Raw genomic sequence first — 21,725 nt, 5'->3', positions numbered from 1 at the left:
TGCATGAAAGGAAAATAAGTACATGACAGAAAAACAGAAAATAGACAGTGGTCGTCGTCAGTTGCTCAAGGGCGGCGCCGCTCTGGCAGTGACCGGGGTGGGGATGGCTGTCAGCAGTGGTGCCATGGCCCAGTGCCGCGAACAGGCGCCGGAATCCTTTGATGAACTGGTAGACGTATTGGTAGTCGGCAGTGGCTTTGCCGGTATGGCAGCAGCCCTGCAGGCCCGTGAAGCCGGTGTCAGCGTAATGGTTATCGACAAGATGCCGGTTTTTGGTGGCAACTCAACCATTAATGGTGGTGCCATGGCGGTTGCCGGTTCTCCGTTGCAAAAGCAGGCCGGTATTGAAGATTCAGTAGATGCCATGGTGGCCGACATGTTGCGCGCAGGTCGTGGCATGAATGATGTTGAAATGCTCAAGCTGGTATGTAACGGCACGGCAGAGTCCTGCCAGTGGCTGATTGACTATGGCGTTAAGTGGAAGCCTTTCGTACAGCATTTCGGTGGTCACAGTGTGCAGCGGGTACTGCAGACAGTAGAAAGCTCCGGCGCCGGTATCATACGTCCGCTGGTCAAGGCTGCCCGTGCCAAAGGCGTGATCATGAAAAATCAAACCAAGCTCGAATCTTTTATCCGTGATGCTGAAGGCCGCGTGATCGGGGTCGAGGTTCGTGAAGGTTATTATTTCCCACGGGAGCGGACAGGTAAGATACGCACCATAGGAGCCCGCAAAGGGGTGATCATGGCGACCGGCGGCTTTGGCCGGGATATCGAATATCGCATGATGCAGCTGCCTGAGTTGAACAATGACCTGGACTCAACAAACCATCCGGGGGCGACCTCTGAAGCACTGAAGCAGATGATGCTTCTGGGGGCCAACCCTATCCATCTGGATCAAATTCAGCTGGGCCCATGGGCATCACCCGATGAGAAAGGTTTTGGTACTGCATCCCAGTTCAACACCATTGCCACTTATCCTCACGGCATAGTGGTGGATGTGCGCACCGGTGAGCGTTTCTTCAATGAGCTGGCCGACCGTAAGGCGCGTGCCGATGCCATCATGACCCGCAGAGATGAGCACAACAACCCTGTGTATCCCATTGGCTTTACCAATGCCGAAGGTGCCAAGAATGCCCAGACGCTGGATTGGGGTATCAAGTACAAGGTGATCACCAAGGCCGACACCCTGGATGAACTGGCCAAGGCCTATGGTATGCCGGCCGACAAGCTCAAGGCGCAGGTGGCCCGCTGGAACGAAGCGGTCAAGAGCGGAGAAGACAAAGAGTTTGGTCGTCCAATGCAGGAAGCCATAGTGCTGGACAAGGGCCCATGGTACGCGGTGCGTATGTGGCCGAAAGTTCACTACTGCATGGGTGGTGTCAAGGTTAATACCAATTCTGAAGTCCTGCATCTGGTCAGTAACCAGCCGATTGCAGGCCTGTATGCGGCCGGCGAATCCACCGGCGGTATTCACGGTGCCAGCCGCCTCGGTGCCTGTGCTGTGGCTGAAGGTATTGTCACCGGCCGTAATGCCGGCCGTAATTGTGCCGCTGCCAAGCCGGTAGCACTGAAGCAAGCGTAACAAATTCAATAACAAGGAGTAAGATGATGAACAAATCTCTAATGCTGGCGTCGCTGACGCTGGGCCTGATGTCAGGTAGTGCTCTGGCAATGGAACAAGTGGTTCTGGATGGCAAGCACATGACTCAGGAACAAGCCTGGGCCATTGCCGATGGCGCCAAAGTCAAAGTAGCCTCTCAGGCACGCACCAAACTGGTTAAGTCTCACGAGTTGCTGATGGAAGCTGCGCGTCTGGGTAAACCTGTCTATGGTCTGACTGTAGGTGTGGGCCTGAACAAAGACCACAAGCTGTTTGATGCCAATGGTGAGCTGAGTGCCGCCGTTATGGATGCTTCCCGTAGCTTCAACTACAGCACGCTGCGCGCTCACAGTGCCGGTGTCGGTGAGCCTATGCCAGTGCGTCTGACCCGTGTGGCTCTGGCCGTGCGTCTGAACACTATTCTGGCCGGTCAAACCGGGGTTCAGCCTGTGGTTGCCGACCTTTACGAAGCCTACCTGAACAAGGGTATTACTCCTGTCATTCCTTCACAGGGTACTGTGGGTGAAGCCGACATCCTGCTGGCCTCTCATGTAGGTCTGGCGATGATTGGTGAGTGGGAAGTGTTCTACAAGGGCAAGCGTGTCAGCAGCCGTGAAGCCATGGCCGATGCCGGAGTTCCTTTGCTGGAGCCTATGGGTAAAGATGCCCTGTCTATCCTGTCCAACAACGCAGTGGCTGTAGCCTATGCGATGAAGGGCTATCAGGATGCCAAGCACCTGCTGGAAGTGTCTCCAACCGTATTCGGTTTGAGCCTTGAAGGTTTGAACGGTAACGTGGCGCCTTTCCTGCCACAAACCAATGATATCCGTCCTTTCCCTTATATTCAGGCAACCACCAAGGATATTCTGGCGCAGCTGGATGGCAGCTATCTGTGGCAACTGAATGATGAGCGTCCGCTGCAGGATCCTCTGAGCTATCGCACTACAGCCTACACTCTGGCCAGTGCCAAGAAAGCCCTGGTGGATCTGGGCGAAGTGATCGACATTCAGATCAACCACTCAGACGATAACCCAGCCGTAGTACTGGGCGCATCCAAGGACTACAGCCAGTTCCCTCAGGTAGCCAAATACATGGTTGAAGGCAAGGGTGGTGTGTTCCCAACCACCAACTTCGAGCCTCTGCCTGTTGCCTTGGCGGTACAGAACCTGAGCACTGCCCTGACTCACGTGTCTCATAACAGTGTAATGCGCACTATCCACCTGTCTGATGCCCACTTTACCCGTCTGAGCCGCTTCCTGGCCGGTCCGGAAAACAATGGTCATGCTTTCGGTGCTATCCAGAAAGCCTTCGTTGACATGCAGGTGCGTAACAAGCAACTGGCTAGCCCGGTTTCATTCGATGGTATCCAAATTGCCGGTAACATCGAAGACACGTTCACCAACCTGAAACTGGCTTCTGACAACCTGATCCAGATTGTTGACAACACCAACACCATCTATGGCCTGGAGCTGTTGCACTCTACTCAAGCTATCGATCTGCGCAAGATGCACGACAAGAGCCTGAAGCAGGGTAAAGCCACAGGTGCCATGTATGAAGATTATCGTCAGAAAGTGCCTTTCGTAAGCAAAGATCGTCCTTTCACTCCTGACATTCAGGCGTCACACGACTTTATTGCCAACTACTGATAGAAGAGCGGGGCAGGCAACTGCCCCGCAACAGGAAGCCCAAGATGTTGAAGATGATATCCACTGTTCTTGTAGCCTGCGCCTTGTTGCTGCCTGGAGCGGCCAACGCCATGAAGATCAAGGACTACCACAAAGAAGTCATGACGGCTGAAAATGGTCGTGTCGATTGCGCCGCCTGCCATGGTGATGCCAAGCGCAAGACCATTCCCGATGCGACAGCCTGTGAAGCCTGCCACGGCACTCCTGAAGATGTTGCCAAGCAGACAGCACGTCCGGCCAACGCCGGTCATGATGTTGAACCCAACCCCCATGACAGCCTGCACTATGGCACGGACTTGCCATGTACTTACTGCCATCAGGAGCACAAAGAGAGCAAGGTTTATTGCAATCAGTGCCATGAGTTCACCTATCCAGCAATGAAGCGCTAAGTCGGCGGTTCGAGTCTCCCTGTATTCTTTGGATTGGACCCAGTCCGTTATTTCCACCGCAGCCTTGGCTGCGGTTTTTTTTGGATAAAAAAAGGTCTGCCAAAAGGGCAGACCGGGACGACACCGAAACAAGCGTTTAAGCAAAGCGTCAATGGATGTGGAACCAAGTTCAGTGTGCGCTTTTAAAATTAACCCAAACTGAATTCACCTGAGCGCCTGGCCGCGATTGAGCGCAATCAGCTTATCGAGGATCCGCTCACCATCCATGCGTATGCCATTGTGCTCATATTCAGAGGTCAACCAATACTTGAGGTTGCCGACTCTTGCGGCGGTTTCCAGGCTGTAGGCCTGCTCGACATACATATCTTCGCTGTAGATGGCCGCGGCGACAGGTACCCGGTTATTGGCGAGAATGTTCGGGTCATAGAGTGAAGGCCAATCGGCTTTGGCGGCCAGCAATTCGGCGCAGGCTTTCAGCGGCTTGAGGTTGGCAAACTGTTCGAACATCCAGGGGTAAATCATCTCACCGCTGAAAAGCAGCTCTTCGGCGTCTGGGGCAAAAGCCGGATATTCGCCCCGCACCCTGTGGGCGGCCCAGTTTGCGGCTTGCTGCTGGCAGTAGATGGACTCGTGCATTATGGCAAACAGCGGGTTGGTATTGTAATCCAGCATTTGGCAGAACTGCGCCTCAAACAGGGGATTGAGCGCCTTGCCACTTGGGGTATCTATCAAGGCTTGCTCCAGCAGATAGTAGACGGCTTCCGGCCCTTGCTCCATGCCTAAGTTGACCCCTAAAAGTTGCAGCATTTCCTGGGTCAGCCGTTCTCCTGTGGCCAGGCGCGCCTCATGGCTATTGATAAAGCCTCTGAGCTCGGCCAATAGGGCTTTGGCATCTTTGAAGCGGGCAAAGAAATCCTGATTTTTGGCCAGCAGGCGTTGATAAGTTGCCCGGTAAACCTCGGTAGCGGGGCGCTCAAGGGAAGGGATACCGCCGGTAATAAAGGCTTCCTTGAGCCCTTGCGGCGCGGCGCTCAGGTATCTGAGTACGCAAAAGCCACCGAAACTCTGACCGAGAATGCTCCAGGGAGTATCAGGGCTCAGTTGCACCCGAATCGCCTCGGCATCGCGGATGATGTTGTCGGCGCGGAAATGGCTCAGGTGCTCAGCCTGCTCGTCAGGCGTCATGCCGTCCAGTGTCTTGAAGCTGACCGGGCTTGAAAGACCAGTACCACGCTGATCCAGCAAGAGTACCCTATACTCCTTGAGCGCTCTTTTAATCCAGCCGCCATTGGCATGGGGGCGGGCGGCACCAAAGCCCGGGCCACCCTGAAAAAACACCAGGAGTGGCAGGGTCGCGGCGTTATCCTGGGTGCCGATAAGCTCCCTGGCAAAAATTTGCAGTTGTTCCCCGGTGGGATGCTGATAATCCAGTGGCAGAGAGAAGAAGTGTTTGCGGCTCAGGATGCCAGCAAGACGGCTGTCTGTTATCATGTAGGGCCTTGGGCTTGAAGGTTGGATGGCTCAAAATTGTATACAAAAATCCCTGCGCTGCAAACCGGCGCCAGAAAAGCCGCTTATCTGTCGCTTTCCTGCCCGGGATCAATTTTTCTGTTGCCGGGTTGGTGGATCATGCATCGAGACGATCTATCGATCATGGAACGATAACAGCCTGCGAGTGTGTGTAATGAAATACCAGATCATCCCAGTGACCCCTTTCCAGCAGAATTGCAGCCTCATCTGGTGTGAGAAGAGTGGCAAAGCCGCTGTGATAGATCCAGGCGGTAACCATGAGCGCATCATGGATGCCCTGGCGCAGCACGGCCTGCAGTTGCAATATATTCTTTTGACTCACGGACACATAGATCATGTTGGTGCCGCCAAGGCTTTGGCCACCGAGTGTGACGTGCAGATTATTGGCCCGCATATCGACGATAAATTCTGGCTGGAGAACCTGCCACGCCAAAGCCAGAACTTTGGTTTCCCGGCCTGTGAAGCCTTCGAGGCAGACCGTTATCTCGAAGATGGTGACGAGGTTACATTGGGAGAGCAGGCATTGCAGGTGTTTCACTGTCCGGGGCATACACCCGGGCATGTGATCTTCTTTGACCGCGAAGAGAACCTGGCCTGGGTGGGAGATGTCCTCTTCCGTGGCTCTATAGGCCGTACTGACTTTCCCGGCTCCAACTATCAGCAGTTGATTGACTCCATTCGTTACAAACTCTGGCCCTTGGGCGAGCAGGTCAACTTCATTCCCGGCCACGGCCCTATGTCGAGCTTTGGTGAAGAGCGGCGAAACAACCCTTTCGTTGCCGATCAGCTACTGGCCGATTGAGGCTATCCCTGTTGCAACTGACCCGGGTATGCCCGGGTTTTTATTTGGCTGAAATTCACTCCATTATTGTTTTTTTACTACTAAATGTTTGCAAAGTGAGCCAGGTCTCGGCATTAATAGGCCCTTTTTTGGTGTAGATCCGGTTTTTGTTATCAAAAACGGGGTAATTTAACCAATAGTTACATTTTGTGGAGATACTCCTATGCAACAGCGTTGGCATGCAGCAATATCTGCCGGCCTCTTGGCCACTGTCTGGTGTGGGGTTGCCGACACCTTTGGTCTGATCACCTGGATAGGGTTTCTGGGGTGCAGTACTTTCTTTGCTCAAGGACGCAGTGGGTTCGCCGGTTTGCTTCAGGCCTGGTGCACCAATACATCGGGAGTATTCTGGGCCTGGCTTATCATCAGCGGCAGCAGTTTCTTTGTCTCGCCGGTATTTGGCTGGATCTTCACCGGCATAGCCACCAGTGCCATGTGCCTGCAGGCCTGCTTCGGTAAACTTAACTTTATTCCCGGTGCCTTTATTGGTTGTTGCATCACCTTTGCCATGTCGGCGGATATTGCGGCTATTATGCCGCCGCTGCTGATTGGCGCCGTATTCGGTTATGCCATGAGTCGCTTGACCGATCTCATGGGCTATTGCCAAACCAGCCGCAGTCGTCAAACTCAAACAAAACCTCTGCCGGCCGAAAGAGTGGTGGAGTAATAGATTATACTGCCAGGGTCCTGTCCCGGCTTTTAGCTTCGCGCTGAGGAGCACTGATGAAGCAGATCCAGTTTAGAAAAGTTGATGCCATGCTGATTAAGTTCAGTCTCAACGGTAAATTCTGGCTTGTGTGTTCGCTGGTTACCGCCATAACCGCCGCTATCGCACTGGCCAACTGGTGGCAGTTGGATGCCAGTGTAACCCAGGGCGCTGAGGCGCGTTTACAAGCCAAAGCCGAGACCCTGCTCCAGCTGGCGCCCGAACAGGGGCGCGATCTTTGGCTACAGCAGCAAGGTCTTAGCCGCAATGAACCGCTCGCCGAGGTAAAAGTCATGCTCAGCAGCAGCGACGGCAACTACTGGCTCGGTGACAGCTTAATACTGCAGGAGCAAGAGATGCTCAGCCGGGCAAACTGGATGCTGCTGTGGGCTTTTGTCGGGCTGTTGCCACTGTTTCAACTCAGCTATTGGATCTCCACCTCTCTTGGCGGCGGGCTCTGGGATATGTATATGGCAATCAAACGCCTGGCTGACGGCGATTTGAGCTTCAGGCTCAATTTCTTCGGCACAGATGATTTCAGCCTGATAGCCCGCGAGATTGATCGCTGCGCCGATAACATGAGCGAAATGGTCACCGCCATCAGCAGCAATGCCGAAACCTTGTCGATGGCGGCTTCCGAATTTGCCGAGCAAGCCGCCGCCGGTGATGAGATGGGCAAAATTCAGTGGCAGTTTCTCGATACTGTGGCCACGGCGATGGAGCAGATGAGCAATGCCATTACCGAAGTGTCCCACAACGCCGCCGAAACCTCTTCCCAGACCCGGGACAACGCCTCTCAGATGGGCCAGGGCGCCAGACACATAGCAGAAACGGTTGCCAGTATAGGTGAGTTGTCGGGCCGGATTGCCGAGGCTTTCTCTTCGGTATCGCAACTGTCGCGGGATGCCACCGAGATTGGCGCCGTGGTGACCACTATTGATGGTATTTCCGAGCAGACCAATCTGCTGGCGCTCAATGCCGCCATCGAGGCTGCCAGAGCCGGAGAACAGGGGCGCGGCTTTGCCGTGGTTGCCGACGAGGTGCGGACCCTGGCGGGGCGAACCCAGGAAGCGACAGTGGAAATTCAACGTATGATTGAGGGTTTGCAGGCGGGCAGCCGCAATTTGTCTCAGTTGACCGAGGCGATAGTGTCGCAGGCCGACGAAAGCCGCCAGGCGATCATTCAGGTGGGGACGGATGTCGAGGGGATGCGTGGCTCAGTGGATGCGGTATTTGATCGCAGCAGCCAAATCGCAGCCTCGGCCGAAGAGCAAAGCGTGTCGGCCCGGGAGATCAGCTCGCAGCTTGGCGATATCCGCAGCCACTCGGATCAGATGCGCCAAGCCAGCGAAAGGGCGATAGAGCTGAGCCAAAAACTGGCCCAGGCTTCTGCCGCTCTGACCCGGCTGTTGGCACAGTATAAAACCAGTTGAACGGCTAGCATAAAAAACGCCGGCATCATCAGATGTCGGCGTTTTGCGTTATAGCGTTTCTTGAGCTTTGTTTTTTGCTTCAGGCGTGCCGCTTGCTGTGGTCAGCATCCGCAGCGCCATCCAGCGCTAGCGACAATGTCAGCGAAAACAGCTCCAGATAGGCGCGTGATCCGAGGGCTTGTCGATGCCGCGAAGCGCGTAATCCACATCGGCCTCACTCAAGCGGCTTGCCAGCGACTCGGTTGCCAGGATCACATCGATACGCAGGCCGCGGTTATCATCAAAGCCACGGCTGCGATAATCAAACCAGGAGTAGCGTTCGCTGCGCTGCGGGTGCAACTGGCGGAAGGTATCCACTAAACCCCAATCCAGCAGGGTTTGCAACCATTCACGCTCTTCCGGTTGGAAGCTGCATTTACCCGTCTTCAGCCAACGTTTGGCATTGGCATCGCCGATGCCGATATCCAGATCCAGCGGCGAGATATTGATATCCCCTATGATGGCAATATCCTGATCCGGGCTGAATGAGTTTTGCAGATACTGCATCAGATCGGCGTAAAACTTACGCTTGGCCGGGTACTTGGTCTCGTGATTGATATTCTCTCCCTGGGGGAAGTAGCCGTTGATCACTGTCAGCACCCGGCCGTTGTCCTGGATGAACTTTCCGGCGATAAGCCGGCGCTGGGCATCTTCATCGTCGGTGGGAAAGCCTTTTTGAACCTCAATGGGGGCCTGTTTGGATAACAGAGCCACACCATAGTGGGCCTTGCCACCGTGGAAATGTACCTGATACCCCATGGCTTCCACTTCGGCCAGAGGGAAGGCTTCGTCGTGCACCTTGGTTTCCTGCAGCCCTATGATGTCCGGCTGGTGACTGTCGATCAACTGTTGCAGTTGATGCAGACGAGCTCTCAGTCCATTGATATTGAAGGAAACGATTTTCATCAGGGCAGCACTCGTTTGAAGGGTTTAACGATAACACTCAGATAAACGCCGGCGGCAACATAAGGATCGGCATTGGCCCAGGCCTGGGCGGCTTCCAGCGACTCAAACTCGGCCACCACCAAAGAGCCGCTGAATCCGGCGTCCCCCGGGTTTTCACTGTCCACGGCGGGATGTGGACCGGCCAGCATCAATCGTCCTTCATCGGCCAGCAATTGCAGGCGCTGCAGATGGGCCGGACGAGCGGCAAGACGTTTTTCCAGGCTGTTTTCAACATCTTGGGATGAGATCATATACCACATTATTTGAGTTCCTTGCGTTGCTCTTCGGGGATGTGTTTAAAGAGATAAACCACGGTTGCTATGGTGTTCAGCAGCGTCACTGCGGTCAAGCCAAAGACCTTGAAGTTGACCCAGGTTTCCTGACTCAGGCTGAAGGCGACATAGATATTGATAAGGCCGCAGATAATAAAGAAACTGACCCAGTACCAGGTGACTCTGGCCCATATCTTGTCGGCGACCTTGAGTTCCTGCCCCAGCATGCCCTTGAGTACAGGCTTATTCAGCAATTGGCTGACACCCAGACCCAAGGCGAACAGGGCATAGACTATAGTGACTTTCCATTTGATAAAGGCATCGTCGTGAAACACCAAGGTCAGGGTACCGAATACGGCCACCATGGCAAAGGTGATGAGATGCATTTTCTCAAGCTTGCGGTACAGCAGGTAGGTCACCACGAGTTGCAGAGCCGTTGCGGCTATCAAGGCGCCACTGGCGACATAGATATCGTAAAACTTATAAACGGCAAAGAAGATGACCAGCGGCAGGAAATCCAACAGTTGTTTCATAGTAATCAGACTGAGTGAAAATTGCCTGTGAGTTTAGCACGGCGGGCTTTGAGGGATAAACCTCTTCGGCCCTTGCGTGGGGCAGTGCACAATTATTACAGGGAACCTGAGTTGATCTTGCCGGTTTCCGGGAGAATTTCCACTATCACCCAGGCCCGGCCCCGTTTATGCAGGCGAATGGTTCTGTCATCGACCCAGGGGCGGCCACCTCTACGGCCGGTAAATTTGACCACGACAGTCACGTCATCGGTGAACTTGCGAAAGAAGTCGATATCTATCTCTTCAATCTCCAGGGTGACATCTGTCATCTGTAGATTGAGCATATGGCGCTGTACAGAAGCGGCTATATAGTAACTTTTCAGCACCTCCTTCATCGGATCATCGACATAATGGGTTGCCTTCTCGACATCCTTATCTACGTAGATGGCCTGAAAGAATCCCAGGGCGACTTGTTCCGGGCTGTCTATGGTGGCTTTACTCGGGTCATCATTGCAGCCAAATAGTCCTAGCAGACAAAGAAAAAGTAAATATCTCATAGTGTTGACCCTGATGATTGGTGCCAAACAGTATCGGTTTTTTTAGTATTGATCGCAAGCCGATGCCGCACGCTTGACGGGATCGGCGATCCTGTGGCATATAAAGAGGATAGCGCAGAGATTCTTATCCACAGAATCTGTGGACAAGTGTGTTGAAGACTCGATAGATACTTCCTAAGCGATTGATATCGTCGTTAAATTGTCGCTGGTTATTTTTTGACGCTTGGCACTTTTCCCTATCCGTTTCTCTCCTGATGACTCATTCCTGGCTGAATCATAACTGGCGTAAAGGATCCTTTGCGTTGATTTTGTACAGCTTTTGCTGATAAAAGCCGCAGTCAGTATCCAATATCAGTTCTTATAGAGGTTTGAGCTGCCAGCTCCAAAGGGTAGGTTGAAAAGGCGCGCATGTGCGCAGGCCGGCATCGATTTATCCCGATAAACCTTTCATTAACCAATCTGTTCTTCAGCTTTTGATGCTCGCTGAGTGAGTACACTCCTATGTGAAATAGACCACAAAAAAGCGCCTGCCGGAGCAGACGCTTTTCTTGAATTGGCTATCTGGCCATTAATTACTCTGAGTGGCCTGAATGGCGGTCAGGGCGATGGTGTAGACTATGTCATCCACCAAGGCGCCACGGGACAGATCGTTCACCGGCTTACGCATACCTTGCAGCATAGGGCCTATGCTGATCAGATCGGCGCTTCGTTGAACGGCCTTATAAGTGGTGTTACCCGTGTTGAGATCCGGGAACACAAACACAGTTGCCTTACCGGCAACCGGACTGTCCGGCGCCTTGGAGCGAGCCACGTTGGGCATTACTGCGGCGTCGTACTGCAGTGGGCCGTCAATCACCAGATCCGGACGCTTCTCTTTGGCAATCCGGGTGGCTTCACGCACCTTATCCACATCCGAGCCTGTCCCTGAGTCACCGGTTGAGTAGCTGATCATCGCCACTCTGGGCTCAATGCCGAAGGCTTTGGCCGACTCGGCCGATTGAATGGCGATATCGGCCAACTGTTCGGCATTGGGATCCGGGTTGATGGCGCAGTCACCATATACCAGCACTTGATCCGGCATCAGCATGAAGAAGATGGAAGAGACCAGGCTGGAGCCGGGCGCTGTTTTAATCAGCTGTAGTGGCGGACGAATGGTGTTGGCCGTGGTGTTGACCGCACCGGAAACGATACCGTCCACTTCATTCTGGGCCAGCATCATGGTGCCCAGCACCATGTTGTCTTCCAACTGTTCACGGGCAACCACTTCGGTCAGGCCCTTGTGACGGCGAAGATCCAGCATAGGTTCGACATAGCGCTCACGCACTTCATCGGGATCGATAATCTCGACATCCTCTCCCAGAATGACATCCTGCTGGGCTGCGATACGCAGAATCTCGTCGCGTTTGCCTAGCAGTACGCAGCGGGCAATACCGCGCTCGGCGCAGATGGCGGCGGCTTTGATGGTGCGCGGCTCATCGCCTTCAGGCAGCACCACAGTCTTACGGGCGGCGCGGGCCAGCTCGGTAAGTTTGTAGCGGAAAGCCGGTGGCGACAGGCGGTGCTCGCGGGGCGAGTTTTCGGTGACGCTTTCAATCCAGCTCTGATCGATATGACCGGCAACATATTCCTGTACCAGTTCAATACGCACTGCATCGTCCACAGGTACTTCGTGGTCAAAGCGTTGAATATTGAGCGAGGTTTGCCAGGTATTGGTATCGATAAGGAACACAGGCAGGCCGGTTTCAAAGGCCTGTTCACACAAGGCCATGATCTCAGGCTCAGGTTCATAACCGCCGCTCAGCAGCAAGGCACCAATCTTGACGCCGTTCATCGCTGCCAGACAGGCAGAAACGATAACATCGGAGCGATCGCCAGAGGTGACCAGCAGCGAGTCTGTCTTAATGTGTTGCACCATGTTGGGAATAGAGCGGGCACAGAAGGTTACCTTGCGCAGACGGCGAGTGTTCATCTCACCGGCATTGATGATGCGGGCACGCAGGTGTTTGGCCAAATCGGATGCTCTGGGGGACACCAGATCCAGGTTGTAAGGCACGCTGCCGAGGATCCTCAGTGGGCTCTTGCCCGGCAACTGGAACATACCGGCAGTATCGCTGCGCTGAACGTCCTGATGGTCGAATACTTCAGACAGATCCGGACGGGCACGGCCTTCGTCGTCCACCGGCGCGCCAATCTTGTTGATGATGGCACCGATAAGACGTTTGTTCTTGTTGCCACCCCAAGAGTTAAAGGCGATTTCGAGGCGGTTCATCAGCCCGGTCGGGCTGTCGTTGCCTGGGGTTGCCACAAAGATCACATCGGCGTCGAGCGCCTTGGCAATGGCATAATTGACATCATCGGCAAACGGATGGCTACGGGTGTGCACCAGGCCTTCGATGATCAGGGTTTCAGTGTTATCGGCAATTTCACTGGCGCGGGCGATGATTTGCTCCATCAGCACATCCGTCTGATCGGCGCGGATCAGCGCTTCGGCGTGGGCCATTTCAAACGGCTCAAGCGGGTTGACCGTGGGGGACTTGCTGAGGATGGTGGTTGAGCGCTCAGGGCCGTGATCCTGCGGGCGCAACTGGGAAATGGGTTTAAAGAATTGCACTTTAACGCCGTGGCGTTCCAATGCACGAACCATCCCCAGGCTGATAGACGTCAGACCGACGCCAGTGCCTATGGGGATCAACATAATGTTACGGGACATAAAAACCTCTTCGGAGTCGATGGTTTTCCGGTGAATCTTGTAAAGTCAAAAAACATGAAAGCCGCCAGGCTAACCAGGCGGCTGATTGGTCATATTATTCTTCTATCAAACTAATAGCGTCTTCGGCGATAACCCACTCTTCATTGGTGGGAATGACCATGGCCAGAGTGCCTTCATCTTTAGTGATAATTCCGCCATTGCCGAAGCGGGCGGCCAGGTTGCGTTCATCATCGACCTGGAAGTTGAAGATGGACAGTAGTTCCAGCACTTTCTTGCGGATAATGTCGGAGTTTTCACCTATGCCGCCGGTAAAGACCACGGCATCCAGACGGCCCAATGGCACAGTGTAGGAGGCGATATATTTTGCCAGACGATAGCAGAAGATTTCCAGTGCCAGTGTGGCACCTTTATGACCTTCGGCGTATCCTTCCTCAATACCACGGCAATCATTGGTCAGTTCGCTGATCCCCAAAAGGCCGCTCTGCTTGTTCAGCAGGTTGTTGACCTCCTCCAGGGTGTAACCCAGTTGGTGCACCAGATGATAGATGATGGAGGGGTCGATATCGCCGCAGCGGGTTCCCATCACCAAGCCTTCCAGTGGTGTCAGGCCCATGGAAGTATCCATGCTCTTGCCGCCTTTAACCGCCGTGACCGAAGCACCGTTGCCCAGGTGAGCACAGATTACATTGGTGTCGGCCAGCTCTTTACCCAGCACCTTGGCCGCTTCACGGCTGACAAACAGATGGCTGGTGCCGTGCATGCCGTAACGACGAATGCCATGCTCACGGTAAAGCTTGTAGGGCAGGGCATAGACAAAGGCGTGCTCAGGCATACTCTGGTGGAAGGCGGTGTCAAACACGGCAACCTGAGGCAGGCTTGGGAACGAGGCCATGGCAGCGCGAATACCTATCAGGTGCGCCGGATTGTGCAGCGGTGCCAGTGAGGCACAGTCTTCGATACCTTTGATCACCTGGTCGTCAATGATAACCGAGCGGGTGAATTTTTCGCCGCCATGCACGATACGGTGACCCACCGCTAGGATCTGTGACGCCAGTTCAGGCAGGGGAGCCAGGATCTGGTTTACAATAAATTCCACGGCTTCACGGTGCGCGGTAAATGCGCCCAGTGCGGCTTCATGCTTTTCGCCATTGTGTTTCCATTTGATGCGGGAGTTTTCCAGACCAAAGCACTCGGCCAGACCTGAGATCTGATCATCGCCCGTGAGTGCATCCATGACTGCAAATTTCAAAGAAGAACTGCCGCAATTTAGAACCAATACCAGTTTTTTAGACATGTTAAAAACCTTTCGCCGTTTTTAATTAATGAGTTACGGGTGAACTGGACTCGCCTGTAACCTGTTTCACTGCGTTCCTGCCGTCAAGCCGTTGTTGGGGCCGAATAGGGAACTGTGCTAAGGTAAAAGCAATATTATGCTTGTTTCAGGTGCCTTGATTGAGCCTTAACTTTCTCAAAACCGTGAGGGAAGGTCATCGTTATATGAAGACCTGGCCCATGGTCAGACAACTGGGTTTCTTTTTTCCTGAGTTTCGCGTTATTCGTGCCACTCAGTTGGCGTTGCAGTTGATGCCTGTGTTGGCCATGCTATCGGCTGCCGCGCCACTCTATTTCTATGGTTGGGACTATCTTCCCCAGGCCATAGCTATCTTTCTGTTCTTTCTCAGCCTGCCTTTGCAGGGCTATCTGTGGCTGGGTTGGCGTGCTCGCCATCCCTTGCCGCTGTCCTTGCTCGATTGGGGAAATCAACTCAATGCCAAGCTTTCCGGGCTTGGGGTGAGCAGTCGCCCTTTAGGGGCCAAGGCCTGCTATATGGATATGGCGCAGATCCTTAAATTGGCCTTTGAACGTCTCGATGCCGGATTTTGGGAAGAGCTCTGAATCAGTAACCGGCATTGATCCCTTTCTGGATAAATATAGCCTTTATTCGCTCCATGGTTTCGCGATCCGGCGGCGACACGCCGTCGAGTTCATAGTGTTCACCCATGGCTTCCCACTTGTGTTTGCCCAGTTCGTGGTAGGGCAGTAACTCCACTTTTTCCACATTGGTCATTGGCTTGATAAATTCAGCCAGTTTTTCGGCCGAGGCTTCATCGTCTGTATAGCCGCCGACAACCACGTAACGGATCCAGGTTTTCTGGCCTCGTTTTGCCAGATATTCGGCAAACTGCAATGTTCGCTGGTTGCTGACCTTGGTGAGATCTATGTGCTTGGCATCATCCATCTGTTTGATGTCCAGCAGTACCAGATCTGTGTTGTCCAGCAACTGGTCGATCACCTCTGTGTATTTACGGACAAAGCCGTTGGTGTCCAAACAGGTGTGAATGCCTTCGGCCTTGCAGGCCTTGAATAGCTCGGCAACGAATTCAGCCTGTAACACAGCTTCACCACCGCTGGCGGTCACGCCACCACAGCTGGCTTCCAAAAAAGGTCGGTAGCTGACTATCTGTTCCATCAGCTCCGCGACCGTAACTTCCTTGCCGCCATCCAGATCCCAGGTGTCGCGGTTGTGACAGTATTTACAGCGCATCAGGCAACCCTGCATAAAGGCGATAAAGCGAATGCCGGGACCATCTACTGTGCCAAAGGATTCCACCGAGTGGATCCGTCCTTTTACTGTCATGTGCTCTCCTTGGAATGGCTGCAGCGGCGGCCGCTGCAGCCTGGTTTCAAACGCGGATTACAGTGCTTTGGTGAAAGTACGGGTAATCACGTCTTGCTGTTGCTCAGGGGTCAGTGAGTTGAAGCGCACTGCATAGCCTGAAACACGTATGGTCAGCTGTGGATACTTGTCAGGGTTGACGACAGCATCTTCCAGCATTTCACGGTTCATCACGTTGACGTTCAGGTGCTGACCACCTTCATGGCCTGGCTTGTGGGAGAAGTATCCATCCATCAGCGCAGCCAGGTTGGTGCGGCGGGCATCTTCATCTTTACCCAGTGCATTGGGCACAATGGAGAAGGTGTAAGAGATACCGTCCTGAGCGTGAGCGAAGGGCAGCTTGGCCACTGAGGTCAATGAAGCGATAGCGCCTTTTTCGTCACGGCCGTGCATTGGGTTGGCACCCGGGGCAAATGGTGCACCGGCGCGGCGACCATCCGGAGTGTTACCTGTCTTCTTACCATACACCACGTTGGAAGTAATGGTCAGGATTGACTGGGTTGGGATGGCGTTGCGGTACATCTTCTTGTCACGAATTTTGGCCATAAAGCCTTCAACCAGCATACAGGCGATGTCGTCAACACGGGCGTCGTTGTTACCGAACTTGGGATAATCACCCTCGATTTCGAAGTCTACGGCAATACCGTTTTCATCGCGAACCGGTTTCACCTTGGCATACTTGATGGCAGACAGTGAGTCGGCAGCAATAGACAGACCGGCGATACCACAGGCCATGGTGCGACGTACGTCTCTGTCGTGCAGCGCCATCAGCGCGGCTTCGTAAGAGTACTTGTCGTGCATGTAGTGGATGGTGTTCAACGCAGTGACATACTGAGTTGCCAACCAGTCCATCAGGCCATCGAGACGGCTCATGACGTCATCATAGTTGAGCACTTCGTCTGTGATAGGATCTGCCTTGGGAGCAACCTGAATTTTCAGCTTTTCATCCACACCACCGTTGATGGCGTACAGCATGGTCTTGGCCAGGTTGGCACGGGCACCAAAGAACTGCATGTGCTTGCCCACAACCATGGGGCTCACGCAGCAGGCGATGGCGTAGTCATCGGACTCGAAGTCAGGGCGCATCAGGTCATCGTTTTCATACTGGATGGAGCTGGTGTCGATAGACACTTTGGCGCAGTATTTTTTGAATGGCTGAGGCAGCTGCTCGGACCAAAGCACAGTGATGTTTGGCTCTGGGCTTGGGCCCATGTTGTACAGGGTGTGCAGGAAGCGGAAGCTGGTCTTGCTCACCAGTGGACGACCGTCCAGACCCATACCACCGATAGATTCGGTAGCCCAGATTGGGTCGCCGGAGAACAGCTCATCGTATTCAGGAGTACGCAGGAAGCGCACCATACGCAGTTTCATCACGAAATGGTCGATCATTTCCTGAGCCTGCTCTTCGGTGAGCACGCCGTTTTTCAGATCGCGTTCGATATAAACGTCGATGAAGGTTGAAGTACGACCCAGAGACATGGCGGCGCCGTTTTGGCTCTTCACCGCGGCCAGATAGCCGAAGTAGGTCCATTGGATGGCTTCTTTGGCATTCTTGGCTGGGCCGGAGATGTCATAACCGTATTTGGCTGCCATCTTCTTCATCTTGCCCAGCGCTCTGTGCTGCTCGGCAATCTCTTCACGCAACTGGATAACGTTGCTCAGATCTTCACCGGCTTCCATCTGAGCCTGCAGTGAAGTGAACTGGGCCACCTTGTCTTTCATCAGGTAGTCGATACCGTAGAGGGCTACGCGACGGTAGTCACCAATGATACGGCCACGACCGTAGGCATCGGGCAAACCTGTCAGTACACCTGACTTGCGGCAAGCGAGAATTTCCGGAGTGTAAACATCGAACACACCCTGGTTATGGGTCTTACGCAGTTCGGAGTAGACATATTTGATTTCAGGATCCAGCTCGCGATCATAGGCGGCGCAGGAGCCTTCAACCATGCGGATACCACCGTTGGGCAGCATGGCGCGTTTGAGTGGCGCATCGGTCTGCAAACCAACAATGGTTTCCAGTTCCTGATTGATGTAGCCGGCATCATGGGAATCTATGGTAGAGACTTTGTCTGTATCAAAGTCGACCGGAGCGTGGGTGCGGTTTTCCTGCTTGATGCCTTCCATGACTTTGTCCCACAGGGCTGTGGTCGCAGTGGTGGGGCCAGCCAGGAAAGACTCATCACCTTCATAGGGGGTGTAGTTCTTCTGGATAAAGTCACGTACATTGACTTCGGTCTTCCAATCGCCGGGAACAAAGCCTTCCCATGCGCTTGCAAACAGCTCAGTTTTCTCGGTCATAGTACTCATACCTTCTAGTTGAGATAAAGTTACTTGCTGGCCTCGCTGCCTTGCTTGGCCAGCAAGGGACGGCGATACACAAACCAGTAAGTCAACCCTACAAATAAAGCTCCCCCCACGATATTACCCAGAGTGACGGGAACCAGATTATGGAACACGAATTGGCTCCATGTGAGATCGGCAAACTGCTCGGGGCTGACCCCGGCGCTTGTCCAGAATTCAGTGCCGGCCATATTTTTGCTGATAATGGCCATAGGAATAAGGAACATGTTGGCGATGCAGTGCTCAAAGCCTGCGGCGACAAACATGGCAACCGGCAACACCACGGCCAGCAGCTTGTCAGTGACCGAGCGACCGGCATAGGCCATCCATACCGCCAGACACACCATGATGTTACACATGATCCCGAGGGCGATGGCCTGGAAAAAGTCATGGTGCAGTTTGGCTTGAGCTGTCTTCATGTAACCAAGGCCTATCAAACCGTGGCCGGCATCATAGTGTTTGGCGGTGATCATCAGACCTACCAGTAGCATGGCGCCGATAAAGTTGCCCAGATAGACCAGCCCCCAGTTGCGCAGTAAGGCCTTGGTGGTGACCCGTTTGCTGGCTCTGGCAGTAATGGTTAATACAGTAGAGGTGAAGAGTTCGCCGCCCAGAACCACCACCAACATCAGGCCCAGGCTGAAGCACAGGCCGCCGATGAGTTTGTTGAGACCGTAGGGAAGGGCGCTGCCACCGGCAGTGGCGACGACATAGAAGATAAACGCGAGGCCAATAAACACCCCCGCAGTCATGGCCAGCAACAGGGTCGACTGGGTATCGCGGCCGATTTTGACGACGGCCGCATCCTCGACCTTCTGCGCAGTATTGGCAGGGGTTGATGCATCAAATGGGCTAGGACTGTTGTTCATAGCTGCCTTCTTTCGCTCATTTGGTGGCTGGCCACCGGTTTAGGTTATGAAATTCATTTATCGCTTGTTCTGTGTGATGACCCTTGAGCCATCGAATTCGTTAACTATAAGCAAAATGTAATTAAATTACGTGATTCAGATCAATTTAATCGCCGTATAATCTGAATTATGAAATTAAACTACCTTCCGCCATTCCTTTTTTGCCTGAAAAACAGTCTTGAAACAATTCACCACAATCTTAATTATCTTGCAGTGTTATCTACCGCAGCCTGTGCTTTCTATTTGGTGTTTGACCCAAGCATAAGCTTGTAACACGTTATAAAAGTCCAATCTGTGCTGTTGCTCGCGATGAATGGCTGCAAACTGGAAATGTTTACATCTCCCATGTTGCCGCAATCTCCACCTTCTTTACTTACAGAGCCCAGGTTGAGGTTTTAGCTACCCCGAGAAAGTCTGTTCAAAGAATCGCTCGTTACGCATCCAACCTTAAAATTGGTCTTACCAATTTACCACAAAAATATTAACACAGAGCCGCGCTGTCGGCATCTGATATCGGCCTTTCCCCACAGGGAAAAGCTAAATTTTGCGAGCAGGTTAACAATTGTATGCCATAGCGCCGACACTGGGGGATCCGCCGACAGTCTATTTAAGTAAATCCTTATTCCTGCGGCCTCACAAACTGGTGTCAAAGTTTGAGTCAGGTCTTGAATTTTGGGCCGTTGTGACCTGTTCGGGAGCAGGCTCAGGGCTGTGAGTCCTGTCATGGTTAATTCGGCATGCAGTCAAAAAGTTAACGGAATATCATCAGGTAACCGGGTGATAACTTTATCCCACAACCAAAGCGTAACTTGAGTCATGCCTTGGCACTCGGGGGAAGAGTTGATTAGAATCAACGCTTTCTTTTTGCTGTCACGCTCCAACCCCAGGAGCAATCCAAGGAGGCCGTTATGCCATCCATGGCACGTCTGGCCATCATACTTACCCTGATTTACGCCCTATTGTGGGCTCTGGGGCCCCTGTTGACCGATATGGGTGTCTGGGACTCAAAACCTGACTATTACGGCCTGCCTTTATGGTTTTGGCTGTCCTGTATCCTGACCCCGCTGTTTTTCATTATGGGACTCTTCTACCTGTTTGGCCGGGGAGGGCATAAAGAGTGACCACTCTTATCCCGGTATTACTTTATCTGTTGCTCAGCCTGGTGTTGACCCGCTTTATAGCCGCCAGACAAGACAAGGCCAGCCTCTATCAGGATAAGGCGGCGCGCTTTTTTATCGGTGGCCGTTTTCTCAATGGCCCCATGTTGGCCTTGACGCTGGTGGCCACCTATACCAGCGCCAGCTCTTTTATCGGTGGTCCGGGCGCCGCCTACAAGATAGGTTTGGGCTGGGTTTGGCTTGCCTTGATCCAGGTGCCGGTTGCCATGCTGACCCTGGGAGTACTGGGGCCGAAGATCCTGGCGGCCAAGGCGCCTTACGCCACCTTGATTGAGTGGTTGGATGCCCGCTTCGAGCATAAAGGGGTCAGCGTGTTGGCGCTGGGCTCCTTGGTGCTTGGATTTATTGCCATGATCACAGTGCAGTTTATCGGTGGCGCCAGGTTGTTTGCCGGGGTCAGCGGTATCGACTACAGCCTGGGGTTGGCACTGTTTGTGGTGACAGTGTTGGCTTACACCCTGAGCGGTGGTTTTAGGGCGGTGACCATCACAGATGCCTTTCAGGGAATAGTAATGCTAATGGGGCTCTTGCTGCTGTTTTTCACCCTGCTTGGCCATGGTGGGATGACAGAGTTGATGTCCAAGGTGGCCAGCGAAGATCCTGCCTTGTTGCAGCCCCACGGCAATGAAGGGCAACTGGGCTGGCCCATGATGCTGTCGTTTTGGGTGCTTATCTGTTTCGGCACCTTGGGGCTGCCACATACTGTGGTGCGTTTATTGGCGGTTAAAGATACCCAGGCGCTCAAGAAAGGCATTATTTGGGGCACCCTTATCAGTGTTTTGATGACACTGTTACCGCATCTTATCGGTTTGATGGGCAGGGCACTTTATCCCGATTTGCAGGTACCGGATGAAATCATGCCTACCTTGATCTCCGGACTGTTTTCGCCACTTTTGGCCGGGGTGTTGCTGGCGGCGCCCATCGCCGCTGTGATGTCGTCGGTGGACTCCATGTTGCTGCAGGCGGCGGTCAGTCTGGTGCGGGATGCCTGGGTTAAGGTGAGGCCACAAACCTCGGCGCAAAGCCAGCTGCGTTTGAGCCGCATCGCTATGTTGATGATTGCTGCGCTCGCCTGTTACTGGGCGCTAGAGCCGCCGGCCATGATAGTCTGGCTCAATCTGGCGGCTTTCGGCGCGCTGCAGGCGGTGTTTCTCTGGCCAATACTGGCGGCGGTATTCTGGCCTTCATTGACTGGCAACTCGGTGTTTGCCGCGATGATTTCCGGATTGCTGAGTTATGGAATGCTGCAATGGCTGGCCTTGCCTTTGCCGCTTCATATTCACCCTGTGGTACCGGCCTTGCCGGTTTCCCTCGTGGCCATGCTGGGCTGTCAGGCATGGTTGCCGGTACGGGAAGTTTTGGTTACCACACAGGACAAAGCGGAATGAAGCTCCATGCTT

19 protein-coding genes are annotated in these 21,725 nt (G+C 53.6%); 9 read left to right on the top strand and 10 right to left on the bottom strand.

The features are described from left to right. Positions 1-22 precede the first annotated feature (22 nt). The 3 genes from ACF8D4_RS03920 to ACF8D4_RS03910 are packed head-to-tail and all read left to right on the top strand — an operon-like array spanning position 23 to position 3,674. Positions 23-1,582, top strand: a complete 1,560-nt coding sequence (locus tag ACF8D4_RS03920) for a flavocytochrome c (RefSeq protein ID WP_025010507.1) — start codon at positions 23-25, stop codon at positions 1,580-1,582. Between the two features lie 26 nt (positions 1,583-1,608). Beyond that, complete coding sequence (hutH, locus tag ACF8D4_RS03915; RefSeq protein ID WP_208190345.1) at positions 1,609-3,246, top strand: histidine ammonia-lyase; 1,638 nt, start codon at positions 1,609-1,611, stop codon at positions 3,244-3,246. A 44-nt stretch (positions 3,247-3,290) separates the two neighbouring features. Then, complete coding sequence (locus ACF8D4_RS03910; protein ID WP_025010509.1) at positions 3,291-3,674, top strand: cytochrome c3 family protein; 384 nt, start codon at positions 3,291-3,293, stop codon at positions 3,672-3,674. A 204-nt stretch (positions 3,675-3,878) separates the two neighbouring features. Here the strand turns inward: ACF8D4_RS03910 and ACF8D4_RS03905 are convergent, their stop codons facing one another. After that, positions 3,879-5,165, bottom strand: coding sequence for an alpha/beta fold hydrolase (locus ACF8D4_RS03905; protein ID WP_208146850.1), 1,287 nt, complete (start codon positions 5,163-5,165; stop codon positions 3,879-3,881). A gap of 193 nt (positions 5,166-5,358) precedes the next feature. Between ACF8D4_RS03905 and ACF8D4_RS03900 the strand changes: the two genes are divergently transcribed. The 3 genes from ACF8D4_RS03900 (at position 5,359) to ACF8D4_RS03890 (ending at position 8,184) form a co-directional block, all read left to right on the top strand. Beyond that, complete coding sequence (locus tag ACF8D4_RS03900; RefSeq protein WP_045283405.1) at positions 5,359-6,006, top strand: MBL fold metallo-hydrolase; 648 nt, start codon at positions 5,359-5,361, stop codon at positions 6,004-6,006. 202 nt (positions 6,007-6,208) lie between these two features. Continuing rightward, the gene (locus tag ACF8D4_RS03895; RefSeq protein ID WP_025011772.1) at positions 6,209-6,712 is read left to right on the top strand and encodes a DUF1097 domain-containing protein; all 504 of its coding nucleotides are present in this window, start codon (positions 6,209-6,211) and stop codon (positions 6,710-6,712) included. A gap of 56 nt (positions 6,713-6,768) precedes the next feature. Then, a complete protein-coding gene (locus tag ACF8D4_RS03890) occupies positions 6,769-8,184 on the top strand; it encodes a methyl-accepting chemotaxis protein (RefSeq protein WP_144225661.1) in 1,416 nt (471 codons plus the stop codon). 138 nt (positions 8,185-8,322) lie between these two features. Here ACF8D4_RS03890 and xthA read toward each other — a convergent pair whose 3' ends face one another. The 6 genes from xthA to ackA form a co-directional block, all read right to left on the bottom strand. Next, positions 8,323-9,129 (bottom strand): exodeoxyribonuclease III, encoded by an 807-nt coding sequence (gene xthA / locus ACF8D4_RS03885; protein ID WP_025011773.1) that lies wholly within the window; start codon positions 9,127-9,129, stop codon positions 8,323-8,325. After that, positions 9,129-9,428 (bottom strand): YciI family protein, encoded by a 300-nt coding sequence (locus ACF8D4_RS03880; RefSeq protein WP_025011774.1) that lies wholly within the window; start codon positions 9,426-9,428, stop codon positions 9,129-9,131. Before ACF8D4_RS03880 ends, xthA begins: the two co-directional genes overlap by 1 nt. Further along, positions 9,428-9,973: a septation protein A gene (locus tag ACF8D4_RS03875; protein ID WP_025011775.1), complete on the bottom strand. Its 546-nt coding sequence runs from the start codon at positions 9,971-9,973 to the stop codon at positions 9,428-9,430. The genes ACF8D4_RS03880 and ACF8D4_RS03875 overlap by 1 nt, the downstream gene beginning before the upstream one ends. A 95-nt stretch (positions 9,974-10,068) precedes the next feature. Beyond that, positions 10,069-10,509 carry a hypothetical protein gene (locus tag ACF8D4_RS03870; RefSeq protein ID WP_025011776.1) on the bottom strand — a complete coding sequence of 147 codons (441 nt, stop codon included), beginning with the start codon at positions 10,507-10,509 and terminating at the stop codon, positions 10,069-10,071. Between the two features lie 568 nt (positions 10,510-11,077). Further along, positions 11,078-13,219 carry a phosphate acetyltransferase gene (gene pta, locus ACF8D4_RS03865; protein ID WP_107004683.1) on the bottom strand — a complete coding sequence of 714 codons (2,142 nt, stop codon included), beginning with the start codon at positions 13,217-13,219 and terminating at the stop codon, positions 11,078-11,080. Between the two features lie 94 nt (positions 13,220-13,313). Then, the gene (gene ackA / locus ACF8D4_RS03860) at positions 13,314-14,513 is read right to left on the bottom strand and encodes an acetate kinase (protein ID WP_025011777.1); all 1,200 of its coding nucleotides are present in this window, start codon (positions 14,511-14,513) and stop codon (positions 13,314-13,316) included. Between the two features lie 158 nt (positions 14,514-14,671). Between ackA and yfbV the strand changes: the two genes are divergently transcribed. Next, entirely contained in the window at positions 14,672-15,115 is a 444-nt protein-coding gene (gene yfbV, locus ACF8D4_RS03855; RefSeq protein WP_028779375.1) for a terminus macrodomain insulation protein YfbV, read from the top strand. Between the two features lies 1 nt (position 15,116). On the opposite strand, the gene pflA is transcribed toward yfbV, so the two are convergent. The 3 genes from pflA to focA are packed head-to-tail and all read right to left on the bottom strand — an operon-like array spanning position 15,117 to position 19,108. Beyond that, entirely contained in the window at positions 15,117-15,857 is a 741-nt protein-coding gene (pflA, locus tag ACF8D4_RS03850; RefSeq protein WP_025011778.1) for a pyruvate formate lyase 1-activating protein, read from the bottom strand. A 57-nt stretch (positions 15,858-15,914) separates the two neighbouring features. After that, positions 15,915-18,197 carry a formate C-acetyltransferase gene (gene pflB / locus ACF8D4_RS03845; RefSeq protein ID WP_028779374.1) on the bottom strand — a complete coding sequence of 761 codons (2,283 nt, stop codon included), beginning with the start codon at positions 18,195-18,197 and terminating at the stop codon, positions 15,915-15,917. 29 nt (positions 18,198-18,226) lie between these two features. Then, positions 18,227-19,108 (bottom strand): formate transporter FocA, encoded by an 882-nt coding sequence (gene focA, locus ACF8D4_RS03840; protein WP_025889524.1) that lies wholly within the window; start codon positions 19,106-19,108, stop codon positions 18,227-18,229. Positions 19,109-20,055: 947 nt separating this feature from the next. Here focA and ACF8D4_RS03835 point away from each other — a divergent pair. Together ACF8D4_RS03835 and panF are read left to right on the top strand one after the other, a co-directional pair. Beyond that, a complete protein-coding gene (locus ACF8D4_RS03835) occupies positions 20,056-20,268 on the top strand; it encodes a DUF997 family protein (RefSeq protein ID WP_025011781.1) in 213 nt (70 codons plus the stop codon). Further along, positions 20,265-21,713, top strand: a complete 1,449-nt coding sequence (panF, locus tag ACF8D4_RS03830; RefSeq protein WP_392464678.1) for a sodium/pantothenate symporter — start codon at positions 20,265-20,267, stop codon at positions 21,711-21,713. The genes ACF8D4_RS03835 and panF overlap by 4 nt, the downstream gene beginning before the upstream one ends. Positions 21,714-21,725 lie beyond the last annotated feature (12 nt).

Origin of the sequence: Shewanella sp. YQ_9 (assembly GCF_043103185.1) — a bacterium.
GTDB classification, from domain to species: domain Bacteria; phylum Pseudomonadota; class Gammaproteobacteria; order Enterobacterales; family Shewanellaceae; genus Shewanella; species Shewanella algae.
Note: the sequence above shows the minus strand (reverse complement) of the source record. Positions and strands in the feature narration are given on the sequence as shown.